Below are 21,217 nucleotides of genomic sequence, written 5' to 3'. Positions count from 1 at the left end.
CATGCTCATAGATGTTATATATATAATACTCATAATAATCGTAGCCGTTAAAGGGTACAGAAATGGATTAGTAGTAGCTGCATTTTCTTTTGCAGCTATTTTTATTGGTATGGCAGCTGCCATAAAATTATCAGCAGTAGTGGCGAATCGTTTGGCAGATGGTAATAAGAGTTACGAGAAATGGTTGCCGTTTGTATCGTATATATTAGTATTTATTGGAGCTGTTTTTTTAGTCCGTTTAATCGGAAGGCTTACCCAAAAAACGGCAGAAGCCGTAATGTTGGGCTTTGCCAATCGGATGGCCGGTGCATTAATATACATAGTACTTTACACGCTCGTTTTCAGTATTTTTCTTTTTTATATAGAAAAGATCCATTTGCTGAGCAGCAATACCATCCAGGCATCAAAAGTATATCCGTACATAAAACCTATCGGCCCAAAAGCAATTGACCTGATCGGAGACCTGATCCCTATCTTTAAAAACCTGTTCAAGCAATTAGAAAGCTTTTTTGAAGGTGTTGCTACGCAGGTTTCCAAATAATTGCGGCAATGGTTCCGTCATCGCTTAATAATAGTACTGCCGATGAAAGAAATGTGACACAAAGATGCCGCCATGAAAAACTTCGGCCCGTACCAAAAAATCCAAATTCAAAGGATCATAGCCTAGATTGCCGTCAATAATTTGAATTTTCTCTCTTTGGCAACGTTTCCGTATAAAATAACCAAAAACAATACAGATAAGAAAAATGCGGCGTAACTTGCGCTTCATTTTTAATTATAAGCTTGCGATAGTTCAACGATTATGAGCACAAAAGAACAAGTACTACAAGACGTAGTTATCAAATTTGCCGGCGATAGCGGCGACGGTATGCAATTAACCGGAAGCCAGTTTACCAACAACACGGCTTTGATGGGTATTGATTTGGCAACTTTCCCGGATTTTCCTGCGGAGATACGTGCCCCAATAGGTACGTTGCCGGGTGTAAGTGGTTACCAGCTTCGTTTTAGCAGCGATACCATTTTTACTCCGGGTGATGCCTGTGATGTATTGGTAGCAATGAACGCCGCTGCATTAAAAGTAAATTTAAAAGGCTTAAAACACGGTGGTATTATTATTGCCAATACAGATGGTTTTGATTCTAAGAATTTACGTTTAGCAAATTATGCTGAAGGTGTAAATCCATTGGAAGATGATAGCCTGGAAGGTTACAACGTTATTAAAATGGATGTAACCAAGATGACTCGTGAAGCATTGAAGGATATCACGATGGGAACTAAAGAAAAAGACCGTGCAAAAAACATGTTTGTACTGGGCTTTTTATATTGGATGTACAATCGTAACATGGATAATACGATTGAGTTCCTGAAAGAGAAATTCGGCAAAAAAGCAGAAATATTAGAAAGTAATATCCGTGTATTACACGCCGGATATAACTATGGCGATACTACTGAAACATTTGATACGAGATACGTAGTTGAAAAAGCAAAGATGGAATCGGGAACATACCGTTCTATTATGGGTAACCAATCTTTGTCGTATGGCTTGATCGCTGCTGCTGAAAAAAGCGGCTTGCAATTGTTTTTAGGAAGCTATCCTATTACTCCTGCCAGCGATATCTTACACGAATTAAGCAAATACAAAACTTTCGGAATAAAAACATTCCAGGCTGAAGATGAGATTGCTGCGATTGCTTCTGCAATTGGCGCAAGTTATGGCGGCAGCTTAGGTCTTACCACTACCAGCGGTCCGGGTATGGCGCTAAAAGCGGAAGCAATGGGCTTGGCGGTAATGCTGGAAATTCCTTTGGTGATCGTGGATATTCAACGTGGCGGACCAAGTACAGGCTTGCCAACCAAAACTGAGCAAAGCGATCTGTTACAAGCATACTATGGTAGAAACGGTGAATGTCCGATGCCGGTAATTTCTGCTTCTACTCCAAGTGATTGTTTTGATGTAGCATTTGAAGCGGTACGCATCAGTGTTCAGCATATGACACCGGTTATTCTTTTAAGCGATGGTTATATTGCCAATGGTGCAGAGCCCTGGAAATTCCCTGTAGCTGCAGATCTACCTGAAATAAAAGTAAATTTCAAAGAAAAGTTAGATGAAGGCGAAGAAAAATTAATGCCATATAAAAGAGATGAAAAATTAGTTCGTCCATGGGCTATTCCGGGTACACCGGGCTTAGAGCATCGTGTAGGGGGATTAGAAAAACAAGACATCACCGGTAACATTAGCTACGACAATGAAAACCACCAGCACATGGTTAAAACGCGCCAGGCTAAGGTTGATAAAATTGCTGATTATATTCCTGAGCAAAAATTAGATAGCGGTCCTGAAAAAGGAAAAGTATTGGTATTAGGTTGGGGAAGCACTTACGGTGCTATTAAAAGTGCAGTAAAAGATTTGCAGGCACAAGGTCATGCTGTTTCTCATGCGCATTTACGTTATGTTCGTCCTTTCCCTAAAAACCTAGGACAAATCCTTAAGAATTTTGATCACGTTATAATTCCGGAAATTAACAACGGCCAATTAATAAAGATCATCCGTGATGTTTATTTTGTAGATGCGAAAGGATATAATAAGATAATGGGTATTCCTATTACCAAAGGCGAAATGATCGACGAGATCAAGAAGTTTTTATAATCATCTTAAGCGTGAAAAATATTGAAATCCTGCACAAGTGCAGGATTTTTATTTTATGTAATAAGCTGTAGTGCTACCATTAAGCATCGTTGTGTCACTCACTGCAACCGAATATCGTTATTCAACTTTTATTAAAGCGTAGAAAAGCTTTTTATGTTATTGTTTCAATAGCTTCCTTATAAACGTGTCTGTTCCGTTCATCACTTTTAAAATATAGCTTCCGCTGCTTAGCTTACTATTAATATTAAAGCTGATAGTATTTGACGAAGAAGATTGTTGTGCTTTTAGGATAGTCTTTCCTGTTATGTCCATCAGATCAATTTTAACTACGCCATTTACAGCTTTATTAAAGTCTAAGTTTATCCTGCTGTTAAATGGATTGGTAACACTCAGCAAATTCAACTCCTGTATAGAGCTTGTTTTAATGGCAATAGTTTTTGAATAAGTAACAGTTCCGTTCTCATCAACTTGTTTTAACCTATAATATTGAACAGAAGACAAACGAACATTGTCATCGAAAGAATATGTATTTGTCATTAAAGAATTAGTAGCGCCAAATACAAATCCAATATCCTGAAAACTGGTCCCGTCGTAACTCTTCTCTATTTCAAATCCTTTGTTGCCATATTCCGAAGTGGTGATCCATTGCAGTGCTGCAAAGCTGTTCTTATTGTAGCCGTTAAACTCAGTAATGGTTACAGGCAACACTGCTACCGAACCCGGAATACCGGCACCAAAACCCGAAAAGCCCGCGTTATTAAAATCAGCTTGCAATGTATAATTAGTTCCTAATGTATCGTGAGTAGCATTCACAACCATAACACTGCTTGTAAACGGCGTTGAAGGACTAACATCCGGCACATAATGCCCGTCTGTTACCTTTACCATTTGTGCATTATTCCACGATTGACCGGTTGCAGTTTGCCAACCTGTTATTTCTGCCGCAGTATAGTATAAGGTAACCTGGTAATGACCTGATGAGGTATTGTTTGTTGGAGTTATTCTAAATGATTTGGAAGCTAAATAATTATTGGGAACAACATTCCAGAATTGTGATGAAGAAGAACCTATTCTATCAATACTCACTTTCGTACAACCGTAATCGTAAGCAGTAAGATTTTTAACACGAGCCATTATTTTGCCGGTGGAAGAGTAGAAGTAAACATCTTTATTAGGACCTAATGTGGCAGTATCGGAAACCATTGTTGTTTCTGCATTGGTTTGAGGAACAGTTTCTGTTATTGCTAAAATTGGCCGGTATTGTGTATTGTTAACGCTGGTGAATGAGCAGCCATCCGCACTTCCGGAATTGGCACGTTGATATGCTGTAACATTGCTTCCTGCTCCTGCATCTTCTCCTTCTAACGCATCATCGCTGTTGCCATTACTTGTATTATTATAACAGAATTGTAATACCAGGCTTGATACGCCATCCCAAACAAGCGGAGTAGAAAAAGAAAAGGTGTTCCAACTGCTGGCAAGTGTAAATGCACTGTTGCTATATTCATTGGTTAATCCGCTGATATAGGAACCGGTGATACTTGTGCTGGAAGAAAATCCTGCAGCAAAATTAAAATTCTTATACACGTTTCCTGTAAGAGATGTTTCCGATGCGTTTACTGCAATGGCTGTAATAGTGCCGGGTACCAATCCATATGATTTTAGATCAGCAGCAGAATAAATATGTTGTATCTTTTTATCTCGATAAGCCGCATCTGCAAAAGCACTGGTTGCTAATCCAGTTGTATAATTTCCATAAGCAACCGTATTTACATAAGAAGCATGTGGAGCAATATCATCATCTGTTATAGTAAGCGCATATGTATTAAATGAATTGCCTGCAACTGCATTTCCTCCATTTGCATTTACGAGATAACTGATAGTTAAAGTCCTGGTGCTGTCAATCACCTCGTTATCAAAAACAGTGATGGTTATATTTTTGGGGCCTGTTTCTCCTATTGCAAATGAAACAGTAGAAGGCGAGACGGTATAATCAATACCCGCAACTGCTGTTCCGCTTAATTGCAAGGATACATCTGTTTGAGCTGATGCCGCTGAAGAAAGCGACACAGTTAATGTAATGGTTTTAGAAGGAGGACAACTTATATTAGGAGAAGCTGTTTCAGAGATATTCTCTGCAGCTTTATTAAAGCTTACAGTAGGAACGCAGGGAACATATGCAGCGCCTACACCAACGGCATACCAGGCATTCGTTACAATTTCTACTTCTTTACTGCAGCTGCCGTACAAAGTGGTAGCAGCATTAATAGAAACATCCCGGCAATCGGAATATACAGAAGTAGCTGTTAAAGATGTTTCCGTTAAGAAAGCAATTTGCTCCGATTCATCAAAACCGAGTCCGCTGAATTGATAAGAGTTTCCATTGTCATTGGTTCCACTGCCGCCTTCTGTTACTAAATAAAACCAATGATTTAAAACACCACTATTGGTATGAACGCCACAATAATCGTTGGTAGTTTCATTAGGGCTTGGGCATCCCGACACTGTTGCATCCTGCCAGTATTGACCCAGGTAAGTATCCGGTTGCGCCTGTGCCTTAGGATTCTTCATATCCCTCAATGCATCCCTGTTAACGCCTCTTACATAATCCGCTGTTGCATCTTCTCCAATTAGCCAATAATCATATTGCGATGCAGTTGGATCTGCATAATGCTCAATGCATGACGCCCAAATATCGCTAAAGCCTTCGTTCATAGCACCTGATTCTCTGCTGTAAACCAGGTCGCAGGTAGAAGAACAAACGCCGTGTCCAATTTCATGTCCGCAAATATCTAAGGTGGTTAATATTTTAAACCCGCCGGGAACAGGATAGCTTCCATCTCCATAGTTCATTTCATTGCCATCAAAAAAAGCATTGTCGTAGGCATTATCATAATGCACATAACTTTTTATTTTGGCATCATTCCCATCCCAGCTTTTTCTATTGTGCTTGTTCAGCCAATAATCATATACTGTTTCAGCGCCCCAATGTGCATCCAACGCTCCAATATCCTGGTTGGCATTATTAAATTCAGCGTTCGTCCAATTATTATCACCATCTGTAAAATCTACGGCTGTATTGTAATTGGTGCCCTTCTTCATGTTGTAGGTTTCGATTCCCGAAGCAATACCTCTTGTTTCTCTCAATCGATAAGATCCAAAACGACTATCTGTAGTAATATTTTTTGTTCCGCTATATTTCGTGTCTGCTGTACCGTTAGCATTGGCATGATGGATCAATGGATTTTTATAGATCACCTTACCCGTAACTGCGCTCACATAAACAATATTCCTGCTAAGCGGCTTTACTGCATATATATCAAACTTATATGCCAGTACCAATCCTTCATCACCATAATAATCCTGCATAATTACCAATTCCGGCACCGGGTATTTTCCCACCGTTGCATTTTGAGCGCCCTCTTCCTGCCACTTATATAAAGTAGCCCCTACACTTGTGAGTGCATTTTTCAATGCAACAGAATCTGTAATATTCGGAACAATGCTTTTCAATTTATCCAATACGTAAAACTCGCCGCTGGCGTAAGAGATGTTACCATCTTTTAAAACAACGGCATAAGAACCCTGCTCTACTTTTATTCCTTTAAAATATTGCTGATAACGGTAAACGCTAACTGTTTTATCGGGATTATTTTCATTTTTCTTTTTAAGAACATCAACGCCGGCTTTTACAGGCAATATCTCTTTTAATACGGCATCAGATTCAGAAGAACGATAGGCATCTTCTTTTTTAAAAGTAACCAATCGGGGTGTTTGCCTGGCTGCATCATATAATGCGGTAACTATCTTTTTATCCGCTTTAATATTCTTTTTAAAGGAGGAATCGCCCAGATTTTCATTTAATATCTTTTTTTGAGGGGATAACTGTGCTTTTGCGCTGTTAGACACAACACAGATCAACAAAATCAAAAACACGTATTTTGAACTACAGTAGAATTGGCGCATGGGTTGATATTAGACGGCTACAAATTAGCGAAATAAATTATTTAAGCCTAAATTTTCCCCGTTCTATTTTGTTTCTAAACCTGCGTCCCCTACCTTTGCAGCCTGAAAAATAGACCTATTATTATAACTAATTAATTAAGCAATTATGCCGGATATAAAACCTGATGAAATATCAGCCATTCTTCGCCAGCAGTTAACCAATTTTAATGCTTCGGCAAGTTTAGAAGAGATAGGAACCGTATTACAAGTGGGTGATGGAATTGCCCGTGTATATGGATTGAACAATGTACGCAGTGGTGAACTTGTTGAATTTGAAAATGGCGTAAAAGCGATCGCTTTGAACCTTGAAGAAGACAATGTGGGTGTGGTATTGATGGGGGAAAGCAGCGAGATCCGTGAAGGTGATAAAGTAAAACGCACGGGCGAGATCGCTTCTATTAAAGTAGGTGATGGCTTAAGCGGGCGTGTTATTAATACATTAGGTGAACCAATTGATGGTAAAGGTCCTGTAAGCGGTCAATTATACGAAATGCCTTTGGAGCGTAAAGCACCCGGGGTTATCTATCGTGAGCCGGTTAAAGAACCTTTGCAAACCGGTATCAAAGCGATCGATGCGATGATCCCTATCGGTCGTGGCCAGCGTGAATTGATCATTGGTGACCGTCAAACCGGTAAAACTGCTATTGCGATCGACACGATCATCAACCAAAAAGAATTTTTTGCAGCAGGTAAACCTGTTTACTGTATATATGTAGCGATCGGGCAAAAAGCTTCTACCATTGCCGGTATTATGAAGACTTTAGAGGAAAATGGCGCAATGGCTTACACTACCATCGTTGCCGCTTCTGCTTCTGAGCCAGCTCCTTTACAGTTCTATGCTCCATTTGCAGGTGCTGCTATCGGTGAGTTCTTCCGTGATACAGGTCGCCCTGCATTGATCATTTATGATGATCTTTCTAAACAGGCGGTGGCTTATCGTGAGGTATCCTTATTATTAAGAAGACCTCCGGGACGTGAAGCATATCCTGGTGACGTATTCTATTTACATAGCCGTTTATTGGAAAGAGCTGCTAAGATCATTTCAAGAGATGATATTGCTAAGCAGATGAATGATCTTCCTGAATCTATCAAGCATTTGGTAAAAGGTGGCGGATCATTAACAGCATTGCCAGTTATTGAAACACAAGCGGGTGACGTATCTGCATATATTCCTACTAACGTAATCTCTATTACAGATGGGCAGATCTTTTTGGAAAACAACTTATTCAACGCCGGTATTCGTCCTGCCATTAACGTGGGTATTTCGGTAAGTCGCGTGGGTGGTAACGCTCAAATTAAATCGATGAAGAAAGTTGCCGGTACATTAAAATTAGACCAGGCGCTTTATCGTGAGTTGGAAGCGTTCAGTAAGTTTGGTGGTGATCTGGATGCTGCTACTAAAAGTGTAATTGATAAAGGGGCAAGAAACGTGGAGATCTTAAAACAACCTCAATACACTCCGTTCTCAGTAGAAAAGCAAGTGGCGATCATCTACTTAGGAACACAAGGTTTATTAAGAGAAGTTCCGGTTAACAGGGTAAGAGAGTTTGAAGAACATTTCTTATTGGAATTGGAAAACAAACATCCTGAAGTATTGGCTGATTTCAAGAAAGGTAACTTATCGGATGATGGCATCAATAAAGTAGTTGCTTTATCTAAATCATTAGTTGGTCAGTATAAAAAATAAAAAATTAAATAATTTTTATAGAAAGCTGTTTCAGAAATGAAGCAGCTTTTTTTGTTATTGCTGTAACTTTGTCATATAAAATAAGGTGGAATATTATTTGTTCAATCGTATTATAAATTTTTAAAAATGACATTAGGAATATTAGGCATCTCTATTGTTTTTATGGCGATAGGTATGATAGTGCAGTTTAGATTAAAAAGCAAGTTTAAACGATACAGTGAAATGCCCACTACAAGCGGCTTAAGCGGAAAGGAGATAGCAGAAAAAATGCTTCGTGATAATGGCATTTATGATGTACAGGTAATCTCTGTAGACGGTTTTTTATCGGACCACTATAACCCGTCAAATAAAACCGTAAATCTTAGTCCTGATGTTTATGCAGGAAGAAATATAGCTGCAGCAGCCATTGCAGCGCATGAATGTGGGCATGCTGTACAACATGCAAGTGCCTATTCTATGTTAACGCTTCGTAGTAAATTAGTTCCGGTTACACAGGTTAGCACTAATCTTTCTCAATGGATAATTTTAGCCGGAATTGGATTTATGGGTTTTGGCGGCGGTAATCAAACTTTATTATTGGCAGGAATTGTATTATTTGCCGTAACTACCTTATTTACTGTAATTACCTTACCTGTTGAGTTTGATGCATCTGCAAGAGCCTTAAAATGGCTGGATACAGCAAGAATAACCACTACTCCGGAACATGATAAAGCAAAAGATGCATTGCAATGGGCAGCGCTTACGTATGTGGTAGCCGCTTTATCATCCATTGCTACTTTGGCTTATTATATTTTGATCTATAATGGCAGGAGCAGAAATTAAGATAGTAGTTTAAATAATAATAATGCCTGTTCATTGTGAACAGGCATTATTGTTTACATTAATAAATGTTTCAATGCAAATTCTACCAAATAAAAAAGCTATTCCGCTTAAGCAGAATAGCTCTACAAATATTTACAGATAATTAATTACCAGCCTTGTTTTGCAACACCCTCTTTTATAGCCTGTAATGCTTTTGCTTCACTTAATAAAGAAGTCAATTTGTTGCCTTTTCCGTCGTTGCCTTGAGCCATGTATCCACCACGGGCAGTTTTAGTAATTACTGCGTCATGCATGGTAACATTTTTTTCTTTTGTTTTTACGTTATACGCTGTTAATGGAGTTGCCATAATAATAAGTTTTTAATAGTTAGTAGAATATCTTGTTTGTAAGGACTAATCCTAACATTGATAAAGATAGCAAATATGTTTTCCTCTGCAATACCCCATGTTTATTTGGGGATAACTATTGCTTACACATCAATTTTAGCATATTTGGCATGCGTTTCAATAAATTCCCTGCGGGGAGGCACTTCATCGCCCATTAGCATGCTGAAAACCCTGTCTGCTTCAGCAGCACTTTCAATGGTAACTTGTTTTAAGGTTCTGGTTGCAGGATTCATGGTTGTTTCCCACAATTGTTCTGCATTCATTTCTCCCAAACCTTTATATCGTTGTGTAGTTACCGATTCGTCTTTTCCCTGCCCAAACAAAGCAATTAAGCCTTTTCTTTCTACATCATTCCACGCATAATCCTGCTCTTTCCCTTTTTTAACAAGATAAAGCGGCGGCTGTGCAATGTAGATATACCCCTGCTCTACCAATTCCTTCATATAACGGAAGATGAATGTAAGGATCAACGTAGCAATATGACTTCCATCCACATCGGCATCGGTCATAATAATGATCTTATGATAACGAAGTTTGGAAGTATTTAAAGCCTTAGGGTCTTCGGGGGTTCCAATTTTTACACCCATTGCCGTAAACATATTCCTTATTTCCTCGTTGTCGTAAATCTTATGCTCCATTGCTTTTTCCACGTTCAAGATCTTACCACGTAAAGGAAGTATTGCCTGGTAGCTTCTGTCTCTGCCTTGCTTGGCTGTACCACCAGCCGAGTCCCCTTCTACCAGGTATAATTCGCAGCGCATTGGGTCTTTATCAGAACAGTCCGCCAATTTACCGGGCAATCCGCCTCCGGTTAAAACGCTTTTGCGTTGTACCATTTCACGGGCTTTACGGGCCGCTGCTCTTGCCTGTGCTGCTAATATTACTTTTTGAATAATGGTCTTTGCATTCTTTGGATTTTCTTCCAAGTATGCTTCCAATACACGACTTAAAGTAGTGTCCACCACGCCCATGACTTCGGAGTTACCGAGTTTGGTTTTTGTTTGTCCTTCAAACTGTGGTTCGGGAACTTTTACAGAAATGATAGCGCTTAAGCCTTCACGAAAATCATCCCCTTCAATTTCTACCTTGGCTTTTTCAAACATGCTTTCTTTTTCGCCATATGCCTTAAACACTCTTGTTATAGAACGACGAAAACCGGCAACATGCGTACCACCTTCAATGGTATTGATATTATTTACGTAGCTGAATAAATGTTCCTGGTAGCCGGTATTGTAGATCATGGCTACTTCTACCGCTACATTGGTATTCTCATCTCTTCCTTCGCAATACACTACTGATGGCAATAATGGTTGGCGATTGGCATTTTTATCCAACATTTCAACAAACTCGATGATACCACCTTCGCTATAGAATGTTTTAGAGTAAGTATTGCCACTATCATCTTTCTCACGCAGATCATTTATAGTAATGGTTACTTTCCTGTTTAAGAAGGCTAATTCTCTTAAACGTCCTTCTAAAATATCTTTATTATAAACATTTGCAGTAAAGATAGATGTGTCTGGCCAGAAATGAACCAATGTTCCGGTTTCGTTGCTCACGCCAATTTCACGAACCTCATATTGGGGAACGCCGATCTTATATTCCTGTTCAAATATTTTACCTTCTCTTTTTACTGTTACATGCAATTTGGTGCTTAATGCGTTCACGCAACTTACACCCACACCATGCAAACCTCCGGAAACCTTGTAGGTGTCTTTATCAAACTTACCACCGGCGTGCAACACCGTCATTACTATTTCTAAAGCTGATTTTTTTTCTTTGGTATTGATACCCGTTGGGATACCACGACCATCATCATCTACACTTATAGAATTATCTTCATGAATAGTAACAATGATATTTTTACAATAACCCGCCAAGGCTTCGTCAATAGCATTATCTACAACCTCATATACTAAATGATGCAATCCTTTAACGCCGATATCGCCAATATACATGGCAGGGCGCTTACGAACTGCTTCTAAACCTTCTAAAACCTGGATACTATCTGCACCATAACCGTTGGTGGCGGGGGCTATTACTTCTTCAGTTTCTGTACTCATAAATGGGAGGAAATTCGCTTTAATTTTTTCTAAAATCGACCGTCTGCAAATATACCACAAATAAAGGGTTGTACAGCATTTAAACGAGTCAAATTAGATATATTTTTACAAAGATTTCCACAAGCAATTTTTCACTTTTGAAAGCTGGTTTTTGATTGATTTTAAGGGCATTGCTTACGAATAATATTCAATATATCTTGCTTGCTTTTTTACATAACCGTGGCATTCGTCCTGCCCTATATGCGCTATCTTCGCAACCGTTTTATGCATAATCCCATCGACATACTGAATATTGCTAACAAACGTCCGATGTTATTGGATGAAATGGAGCTATTACAGGATGTTGATCGCCTTGTTCCGGGTTCTATAAATTACCAGATCAGGCGTTACCGTAAAGTGCCTCAATTCAGTTTTGAAGATTCGGGCATGCTTGTATATCATTTTGAAAAAAACAACCCCGAAGCTAATTATTTAGAACTACGCTTTTGTATTGCAGGCAATATGTATTGCAACGAATCAAAAGCACAATGCAATGGTTGTATCACAGAATCAAAAAGATCGTGCAACGAAAAAATTGAAAGCGTAGATGTGTTAAGCTTTAGTTTTAAACCATCTTACCTTACTCAATTTGCAAAAGACAATAAGAATATCAATATCACTGAAGAAGTTCTTTCTTTCACACATAAATCATCCTTTTCTAAAATTTTGCCGCTGTGTAATAAAACACGCATGACGATCGAGTCGTTACTCAATCATGCTTACACAGATACAAGAGCAAATATTTTCATTAATGCACAAACGCAAATCCTATTGCTATACAGCATGGATTGCATGTTGGGCATCGGCACTGAAAAAGAAGAAGTGTTTACCTGCAAGTTTTTAGCTAACGCTGATGACAGGGAAAAGATCACCAAAGCAAGAGAAGTGTTATTACAGCATATCGGTGAGCCGTTGACCATTAAAGAATTAAGTCGCAAAGTTGCTATCAACGAATGTTATTTAAAGAAAGGCTTTAAAGAAATGTTTGGCACTACTATCTTCGATTTTTACCAAAGCCAACGCATGGAACACGCCAAATATCTTTTATACGATAAAGGCTTAAGCGTTACCGAAGTTTCTTTAATGCTGGGCTACTCTTCCATCTCTCACTTTAGTACAGCTTTTAAAAAGCACACCGGCATTAAGCCCTGTGAGCTATTATTACATTAATCACATTTTACCTTCAGGATCGACATTGCTATTATACATAGTGAAGTATCTTTGAGCATCCCTTAATTAACAACGAAGGCTTCATGAATCAAAAACAATACAGTGTATTTTCTCTTCCCGTTATTGTAGGCGCTTTAGGGCTTTTTGTAGATGTGTACGATCTATTATTGTTCAGCATCATTCGCAAACCAAGCTTAGCTGCATTAGGATTAAGAGGCGATGAAATAACCAATACCGGTGAATGGATCATCAGTATACAAATGATAGGGCTGGTTGTTGGCGGCATATTCTGGGGCGTACTCGGTGATAAAAGAGGAAGATTAAATGTATTGTTTGGTTCCATTTTATTATACTCCATTGCCAACATTGCTAACGGTATGGTACACACTATCCCTCAATATATCATCATACGTTTTATTGCGGGCATTGGATTGGCGGGTGAAATGGGTGCCAGCATTACATTGGTAAGCGAGATATTACCCAAAGAAAAAAGAGGCATTGCTGCTGCTATTATTACAAGCTTAGGTGTACTAGGTGCTGTATTAGCATATGAAGTATACAATTATTTCCAGGATTGGAGATTGTGCTATTACATTGGCGGCGGTATCGGTTTATTATTATTGCTGTTGCGTGTAAGCATACTCGAAAGCGGCATGTATGATGAAGTAAAGAAAACAACTATTGAACGCGGCAACTTCTTTATGTTCTTTACCAACAAAGACAGGTTCTTTCGATACATGCGTGGCGTTATAATTGGCTTACCTGTTTGGTATGCCATTGGTGTTTTAATAACGTTTGCAGACAAGTTTGGAAAAGAAATGGGCATTGCCAACGTTGATCCCGGTAAAGCGGTCATGTATCAATACTTTGCTTTATGCTTTGGCGATCTTGCCGCAGGTATCTTAAGCAATATTTTAAAAAGCCGAAAAAAAGCATTGTTTACTTTCTTTATCATTCAAGGCATATTTACCATTTTATATTTTTTGCAAGCGGGGGGAAGCGCAGAAAGAATGTATTGGCTTTGTGCCGGATTAGGCTTTGGTTCGGGCTTTTCTGTTTTATACATTACAATGTCTGCTGAACAATTTGGAACTAATTTAAGAGCAACTGCTGCTATTTCCATTCCTAACATGGTGCGTGGAGGGCTGCCATTAATATTGCTATTGTTTAGGGGGATAAGAAGCCTAACCGGTCATTATGTTTCCGGCGGATGGATAACAGGAATTATTTTAATGGCGATGGCTGTAATAGCTGCGTATTATACAAAAGAAAGTTTTGGTAAGGATCTGAATTTTGTAGAAACATAATCATACATTTTGAAAACGAAGCTTCTAATTATTATATCATTATTGTTTGCTTTACATAGTAAGGCAAACATGGCTTCTCCTGTTCAGGAAGGAACAAAAACAAGTGCTCCTTTTTCCAGCAAAGACATTAATATTCTTTCCGAAACTATCCACATCAGCATTAATAAAGAATTTACTACAGCAAAATATGTTGTTGAATATTCAATTGAAACCGATAGCACGGGCAAGCAAATTCCTTTACTTTTTTATGCAGAAAATTATAAAGATGATTTTATAGTTTGGGTTGATGATCAAAAAGTAACTGTACAACAAATACCCGACAGTTATAAAAATATTAATGATTCTCCGTTTTCAGTGTTTGCAAATTCCATTAAAAAAGCAAGCAATTATAGCAATTCTCCATTTGTCACAATTTACTGGAGCGAAAATTATCAATCTAATTATGAAATCAATGACCTGAAATACTTTGAAGCCAGCTTAACGAAAGGCACTCATAAAATAAGAGTAGAATACACTGCCAATGCATGGACAGACCGCAATGATTGGGTTGCTCAACACAGCTTCCGTTATTCTTTGACACCTGCTAAATTTTGGAAATCCTTTGGTAAATTGGATGTCTATGTTGAAAGCGAAGGCGATACCAAACCATTCACCACCAATTTAGGTGAGCCAAACGGAAAAACAATTCAACAAAGCAATAGCTGGTCATTCAATAAGCTTCCTGACGACTATATTGATATTAACTATATGCCGAAAATCAATGTATTGGCAAAGGTTTTAGTATTTATCGATCCTTTTGGAATAGCAGTCATATCGGGCATCTTATTCTTCATGTTACATTTAAGAACAGTTCGCCATTATCGAAATAGATATCCAACAGAAAAATTCTCATTAGCGGTAATAATTGGAAGCCTGGTTATACCGCTTGCTGTTTTATTCATTTACCTCTTTTCATTTGACTTCATTGATACTATTATCGGAAGCAGCGCAAGCCGGTTTCATGGCTACGTATTTTTTTGCCTTTTATTATATCCTATACTCTTGCCATTGTATTGGATAATTATGTGGCGTATTGATAAGATGTTGAAGAAAAAATTAGCTGCCAAAAATGCACAAGATTAACTATACGTTTATTATTGCCTGCACAATCTTCTTATAATTGTTTCCTGCTTAGGAAAAGTTTTTGCCAATACATCAGCTTTAGCCAAAGTAAAATCGTCAAAATCAAAACCCGGAGCAACGGTACAACCTACAAAGCTAAACTCTGTACCTGGTGCAGGTTCGCTTGCAAACCAGCAACCGGCAGGTATTACATATTGAAACACTTCACCTTTTTGCAGATCACTTCCCAATTTGATGGTTTCAAATTTTCCATTGATATGTATAACGTGGATCAACAACAAGCCTCCTGCATAAAAATGCCAGCATTCATCACTTTGTATTTTATGAAAAGCAGAAAAATTACCCTGCTCCAATAAAAAGTAAATAGCGGTTGAAAAGTTCCGGTCTCCTTTAAAACGTTTATCCAGAACTTTTACAGGAATTACTTCTGCAGAACGATAGGTTTCTTTATAATAACCACCTTCCGGATGCGGTTGTAAACTGAATTGCTTAATAAGCTGTTGAGGTGTCACTGTCATTGTATAAAATAGGAATCGCAAAATTATAACGTTATTTATTAAAATGAATCGTTCCTTTGTTTCCTCAAAAAATTAATATGGACCTGGGACAGTTATTTTTTCTGCCGGAATGGGATGATAAATTTTTACGGCTTAATAATGAAGAAGGAGAAGAATGGAAAACCAATAAAGCAATACAGATAGCCGAAACGCTTTATAATAAATGGAGAGATGTTTTTCATTTATCGATTGCTTTTGCCGAATCGCTGCCCGAAGATGAGGAGCAAGGTTTTACGCAAAAGCTCATCATAGAAAATCTAATGGTAGTTGCGCCCAAAATTATGAGTGCTGCCGGCGATACGCTTTATATCATTAAAATGGAAAATGCCGCCATTATTCGTGTAAACTGTATTCAGCTAATGGAACAAATAGGCGTATCTGTATTAATGGGACTAGCAGATGAAAAACACGAAAAGGTAATAAAGGATGAAATGCAAAACTTCCGTTTACTTTTTAAAGAGTGGGTAGCTACTTTTGAAAAAGACGATTGTGAAGATGAATGGGGATTGTTTTAAATGATTTCTCACAGAGAAACAAAGCGCACAAAGAAATAAATATAAGGCTCCGAAAAATCGGAGCCTTATCATAATATATCTGTTATCAATCTTCGTTCAGCTCTAATTCAACAAACCTTTACTTTGCAAATACTCTGCAATTTGTATAGCATTAGTAGCAGCGCCTTTACGCAAGTTATCGCTCACCACCCAGCAGTTCAATGTATTCGCTTGTGATTCATCTCTGCGGATGCGACCAACAAAGGTCTCATCTTTTTCATGCGCTGTTAATGGCATTGGATAAACAGCATTCGCTATATCATCCTGCAACACCAATCCAGGAGCTTTGCTTAATAATGCTTTTACTTCTTCTACATCAAAATCATTTTCAAATTCAATGTTCAAACTTTCGCTATGCCCGCCAATAACAGGAATGCGTACAGTCGTTGCCGTTACTTTAATAGAATTATCGCCAATGATCTTGTTGGTTTCTTTGATCATCTTCATTTCTTCTTTCGTGTAACCGTTTTCTGTAAACACATCGATCTGCGGAATTACATTCAGATCAATCTGGTATTTGTAAGCCATTTCACCTTCCACGCCTTTACGTTCATTAAATAATTGATCAACGGCTTTAACGCCTGTACCGGTAACACTTTGGTAAGTAGAAACCACTACTCTTTTAATTTTATATTTTTCGTGCAAAGGTTTTAACACCAATACCATTTGGATGGTAGAGCAGTTAGGATTTGCAATGATCTTATCGTCTTTCGTCAATACATTGGCATTTACTTCCGGCACTACTAATTTTTTAGTAGGGTCCATGCGCCATGCCGATGAGTTATCGATAACCGTAATACCTGCTTCAGCAAATTTTGGTGCCAGCTCTAACGAGGTACTGCCACCTGCAGAAAATATAGCTACAGCAGGCTTTGCTTTAATTGCATCTTCAAAGCCAACTACTTTATATTTCTTTCCTTTAAATTCCACTTCTTTACCTATTGATTTTTCAGAAGCAACAGGAATTAATTCATCCACAGGAAAATTTCTTTCTGCTAAAACCTGCAACATTTTGCTGCCTACCAAGCCGGTAGCGCCTACTACGGCAACTTTCATTTTATTTGTTTTTAAATTTAAAAAATAAGCCTTCCCGTTGAGGAAGGCTTGTGAATATTGTAGAACAAACAAATACCATTAACCTTCCTTTTGGGAAAACGTCTTGGTGGTCTTTGTATGTTTCTTGTTCATCATTGTGGGCGCAAATGTAGGCATTTTAATTAATAATTTATAATTGGCAATTAATAATTTTTATGGGCTATCGGCTGCACCGCTTTATTCATCAGTGGTTCGGGTTGTACGCTACAAGTCCGCCACATAGCCCACACACTTAGCTTCAGCGGGCTTTCCGCTTACATCCCGCAGCCCGTCATCACGTATTTTTATATTGAACAATAGCAACTTATCACAAAGCAGGTAAACAATGAACTGAGTATTATATAAAGTCATTATCTTTAAAAAACAAGATTTGCTATTTATGAGGAAAAAATTGATTTTCTGCCTTTCGTTATTATTTTCAGTGCTAACCGGGTCTGCACAATTTTCAGAAACTTTTACCGATGGCGACTTTACCAATAATCCCACCTGGATTGGTAATACCGACAGCTTCATCGTAAACACATCATCGCAACTGCAAAGCAATGCTGTGGGCGCAAGCTCTATTAAATACTATTTAAGTACTGCCAATACTTTAGCTACTACTGCCGAATGGAGTTTTTTCGTAAATCTTAAATTCTCCGTTAGCAGCGCCAATTACGTAGATGTTTATTTAATTGCTTCTGCAAGCGATCTAACGGCGAGCGCCACTTCAGGTTACTTTGTACGCATCGGCGGTACTCAAAAAGAAATCTGTTTATTTAAAAAAGGTAGCACAGGTGCAAATGATACAACCCGTTTAATTGATGGATTAAATAACGAAGTATCAAGTTCCAGTAATAACCTGATCCGCATTAAAGTAGTACGGGATGCCAACAATCAATGGATATTATATCGTGACATGACCGGTGGTACCAATTACAGCAGCGAAGGCTCTGCAGTGGATGCTACTTATACTACCTCTTCTTTCTTTGGCATATTAATTACGGAAAGCAACGCGGCTACTCCACGTAAAAATCATTATTTCGATAGCATAGTAGTGCAACCTTACACGCCCGATGTTACCCCACCGCTTATTCAATCCTCCGCTGTTACATTACCATCAACAGTAGATGTATTGTTTAATGAAGCGTTAGATGCTACTACAGCACAGGACATCAATAATTATTCAGCCAATAATAATTTAGGCGCCCCATCAACTGCCGCATTAGATGTAAGCAATAGCGCATTGGTACATTTAACCTTTTCTGCCGGTTTTGCAAATGCTGTAAGCAATACGCTTACCATCAACGGAGTAAAAGATATTTCGGGTAATGCAATTAGTAATGGAACTACCAGCTTCACTTATTTTGCTCCTTATACAGCTCAAAAATATGATGTGGTAATTGATGAGATCATGAGCGATGAAACACCTGCTGTCAGCCTGCCTGAAAGAGAGTGGGTGGAACTGAAGAATACTTCTTCCTCTGCCATCAATCTGCAAGGCTGGCGAATTAAAGATGCTACAGGACAAAGCGGCGCTTTTACTTCCTTTGTTTTGCAACCCGGCTCTTATGTAATTTTATGTGGTACAAGTTCTGTTGCAGATATGTCGGCTTATGGCGATGTACTGGGTGTAAGCAGTTTTCCTTCATTAAATAATTCAGGTGAATTGCTTACGTTGGTGGACAATAATGGAGCAACCATTCACGCTGTAAATTATTCTCCTGACTGGTTTGGAGATGATACAAAGAAAGATGGCGGCTGGACATTGGAAATGATCAACACTACGAGCCCATGCTCAGGTGCTTCCAATTGGACAGCAAGCATCGACCCTCGTGGCGGAACACCCGGCACCGTTAATTCAGTAAACGGAGGAACTGCAGATGTAACAGGTCCAAAACTTTTAAGCGCTTTTGTTACAGATCCAACGCACATTGTTATCAACTTCGATGAATCATTGGATAGTATCTCCGGTTCTGCCATTTCTAATTACACACTCACTAATAATTTAACTGTTAGTGCCGCAACAGCAGTTGGTCCGTTATACAATTCCGTTAATATTACATTAAGTGCTCCATTGGTTACAGGTACTCAATATACAATTACAGCAAGCAATGTTACAGATTGCTTAGGCAACCTGATCGGCGCTACCAATTCAGCCAATTTATTAGTTGCTTCTCCTGTTGCGCCTTTTGACCTCGTGGTAAATGAAATATTATACAATCCTATTCCATCCATCAATTTACAACCCTCGGGTGTTGATTATGTTGAAATATACAATCGCAGTAACAAAGTAATTGATTTGAGCACTGTTTATATTGCCAATCGCAGCAGCACAACAGGAGCTATAGGAAGTTTACAAAAATTAAGCAGTGCAAGTCAGCTGTTACAACCGCAACAGTATGTAGTGGCAACATCTAATCCGGCTATTGTACGCAGAGATTTTTATGTAAAAGATACTACCGCTTTTGTAACGGTACCGAGTATGCCATCTTATAGTGATGATAAGGGGTATGTGATACTTTGCACGGGAGACCAAACCATAATTGATGAAGTGGATTATACAGACAAATGGCAATTTCCGCTGATCCATAATACAGAAGGCGTTGCTTTGGAAAGAATCAATTCTGATGACACTACACAACCACAACAACAGAGCAACTGGCATTCTGCTGCCACAAGTGTTGGATATGGAACACCTACTTATAAAAATTCTCAATACCGCTTAGATCAACAGGTGCAAGGTGAGATAACTGTTTCTCCATCTGTATTTTCTCCTGACAATGATGGGCAAGATGATTTTGCAACGATCGATTATAATTTTCCTGAGCCGGGATATGTTGCCAACATAACAATTTTTGATGCTTCAGGAAGGCCGGTACGCTACCTGCAAAAGAATGCACTTTGCGGTATAAAAGGATTTTATCGCTGGGATGGATTGAATGATAAAAATGCGAAGCTCCCTGTTGGCGTGTATGTGATCTATACAGAAATATTTAACCTGCAAGGAAAAACAAAACAGTTTAAGAATACTGTTGTATTGGCAAGAAAGAACTAATTTATGTTTATCGGGAACATCATCAAAACAAATTATATATATTTGTTCTATAACATAATTCCCAAATTTTAAAAAACCTACAAATGAAAAAAGTTCGTATTCCGGCATTAGCGCTATGCGCTATTATATCCTTGTATTCCTGTAAAAAAGATGATGCCAGTTCAGGTGGTGTTAAAGCCGACCCTAATCCTCCAATCACCTATTTAAAAACAGGTAATAAATGGGTGTACAATATAACAGGAGGAATCCTTGCATTCAGTTATTCTACCTCCACGCAGGAAATAACCGCCAACAATAATGGAATATTTACATTAGCTGTTACGTTTGATAATGATAAAAGCACGGCATTTGAATATTATTCAAATGGATTTTTATGTACGTATGATGACGGAGAAAGTATTGGTCCTGATCAGCCTATTTTGAAATTTACCAATGCGCAGGTTGGTGACAAATGGACAAGAATAACGCCTTCAGAAACGTATTATCACGAGCTTGAATCATTAAATGAATCTGTTACGGTACCTGCAGGAACATTTATTTGCAAAAAAATAAAAACAACTTTTAAAAATGCATTCAATGATCAAACCTCTTATTGGTCGGATCAGTATGGAGAAATTAAAATAGAAGGTTTATCTGCAGAAATGGAATTGGCGAGCAAAAATTTCTAGATTATTTTTATCGTTTAAGTCCAGCATAATTTTAAAAATTATGCTGGACTTATTATTT

At 38.4% G+C, this 21,217-nt stretch carries 15 protein-coding genes; 10 read left to right on the top strand and 5 right to left on the bottom strand.

The features are described from left to right. Position 1 precedes the first annotated feature (1 nt). Both K9M53_RS01170 and K9M53_RS01165 read left to right on the top strand, forming a co-directional pair. Positions 2 to 541, top strand: a complete 540-nt coding sequence (locus tag K9M53_RS01170; RefSeq protein WP_224017199.1) for a CvpA family protein — start codon at positions 2 to 4, stop codon at positions 539 to 541. A 261-nt stretch (positions 542 to 802) separates the two neighbouring features. After that, complete coding sequence (locus K9M53_RS01165; protein WP_224017197.1) at positions 803 to 2,647, top strand: 2-oxoacid:acceptor oxidoreductase subunit alpha; 1,845 nt, start codon at positions 803 to 805, stop codon at positions 2,645 to 2,647. A 156-nt stretch (positions 2,648 to 2,803) separates the two neighbouring features. On the opposite strand, the gene K9M53_RS01160 is transcribed toward K9M53_RS01165, so the two are convergent. Continuing rightward, positions 2,804 to 6,613, bottom strand: coding sequence for a M4 family metallopeptidase (locus K9M53_RS01160; protein WP_224017195.1), 3,810 nt, complete (start codon positions 6,611 to 6,613; stop codon positions 2,804 to 2,806). A 145-nt stretch (positions 6,614 to 6,758) separates the two neighbouring features. Between K9M53_RS01160 and atpA the strand changes: the two genes are divergently transcribed. Then, positions 6,759 to 8,339 carry a F0F1 ATP synthase subunit alpha gene (gene atpA, locus K9M53_RS01155; protein ID WP_224017192.1) on the top strand — a complete coding sequence of 527 codons (1,581 nt, stop codon included), beginning with the start codon at positions 6,759 to 6,761 and terminating at the stop codon, positions 8,337 to 8,339. A gap of 126 nt (positions 8,340 to 8,465) precedes the next feature. Further along, on the top strand, positions 8,466 to 9,161 hold the full coding sequence (locus K9M53_RS01150) for a zinc metallopeptidase (protein ID WP_224017190.1): 696 nt from the start codon (positions 8,466 to 8,468) through the stop codon (positions 9,159 to 9,161). Between the two features lie 146 nt (positions 9,162 to 9,307). Here the strand turns inward: K9M53_RS01150 and K9M53_RS01145 are convergent, their stop codons facing one another. Next, complete coding sequence (locus K9M53_RS01145) at positions 9,308 to 9,508, bottom strand: hypothetical protein (protein WP_224017189.1); 201 nt, start codon at positions 9,506 to 9,508, stop codon at positions 9,308 to 9,310. Between the two features lie 122 nt (positions 9,509 to 9,630). Further along, positions 9,631 to 11,610 (bottom strand): DNA topoisomerase (ATP-hydrolyzing) subunit B, encoded by a 1,980-nt coding sequence (gyrB, locus tag K9M53_RS01140; protein ID WP_224017187.1) that lies wholly within the window; start codon positions 11,608 to 11,610, stop codon positions 9,631 to 9,633. A gap of 264 nt (positions 11,611 to 11,874) precedes the next feature. Here gyrB and K9M53_RS01135 point away from each other — a divergent pair, with 264 nt between their 5' ends. The 3 genes from K9M53_RS01135 to K9M53_RS01125 all read left to right on the top strand — a co-directional run bounded on the left by K9M53_RS01135 (position 11,875) and on the right by K9M53_RS01125 (position 15,248). Then, a complete protein-coding gene (locus tag K9M53_RS01135; protein ID WP_224017185.1) occupies positions 11,875 to 12,819 on the top strand; it encodes a helix-turn-helix domain-containing protein in 945 nt (314 codons plus the stop codon). A gap of 83 nt (positions 12,820 to 12,902) precedes the next feature. Beyond that, positions 12,903 to 14,126, top strand: coding sequence for an MFS transporter (locus K9M53_RS01130; protein ID WP_224017183.1), 1,224 nt, complete (start codon positions 12,903 to 12,905; stop codon positions 14,124 to 14,126). 9 nt (positions 14,127 to 14,135) lie between these two features. Beyond that, the gene (locus K9M53_RS01125) at positions 14,136 to 15,248 is read left to right on the top strand and encodes a hypothetical protein (RefSeq protein ID WP_224017180.1); all 1,113 of its coding nucleotides are present in this window, start codon (positions 14,136 to 14,138) and stop codon (positions 15,246 to 15,248) included. Between the two features lie 11 nt (positions 15,249 to 15,259). Here the strand turns inward: K9M53_RS01125 and K9M53_RS01120 are convergent, their stop codons facing one another. Beyond that, entirely contained in the window at positions 15,260 to 15,766 is a 507-nt protein-coding gene (locus tag K9M53_RS01120) for a cupin domain-containing protein (protein ID WP_224017179.1), read from the bottom strand. Between the two features lie 56 nt (positions 15,767 to 15,822). Here K9M53_RS01120 and K9M53_RS01115 point away from each other — a divergent pair, with 56 nt between their 5' ends. After that, positions 15,823 to 16,320, top strand: a complete 498-nt coding sequence (locus K9M53_RS01115) for a hypothetical protein (RefSeq protein WP_224017177.1) — start codon at positions 15,823 to 15,825, stop codon at positions 16,318 to 16,320. A gap of 102 nt (positions 16,321 to 16,422) precedes the next feature. On the opposite strand, the gene K9M53_RS01110 is transcribed toward K9M53_RS01115, so the two are convergent. Further along, positions 16,423 to 17,415: an aspartate-semialdehyde dehydrogenase gene (locus tag K9M53_RS01110; RefSeq protein WP_224017175.1), complete on the bottom strand. Its 993-nt coding sequence runs from the start codon at positions 17,413 to 17,415 to the stop codon at positions 16,423 to 16,425. Between the two features lie 418 nt (positions 17,416 to 17,833). Here K9M53_RS01110 and K9M53_RS01105 point away from each other — a divergent pair, with 418 nt between their 5' ends. Further along, positions 17,834 to 20,491 (top strand): lamin tail domain-containing protein, encoded by a 2,658-nt coding sequence (locus K9M53_RS01105; RefSeq protein ID WP_224017173.1) that lies wholly within the window; start codon positions 17,834 to 17,836, stop codon positions 20,489 to 20,491. An 83-nt stretch (positions 20,492 to 20,574) separates the two neighbouring features. After that, on the top strand, positions 20,575 to 21,159 hold the full coding sequence (locus K9M53_RS01100; RefSeq protein ID WP_224017171.1) for a hypothetical protein: 585 nt from the start codon (positions 20,575 to 20,577) through the stop codon (positions 21,157 to 21,159). Positions 21,160 to 21,217: the final 58 nt, after the last annotated feature.

The sequence above is a fragment of the Ferruginibacter albus genome, assembly GCF_020042285.1.
GTDB lineage: Bacteria > Bacteroidota > Bacteroidia > Chitinophagales > Chitinophagaceae > Ferruginibacter > Ferruginibacter albus.
This window is presented reverse-complemented; position numbering and strand designations above follow the sequence as displayed.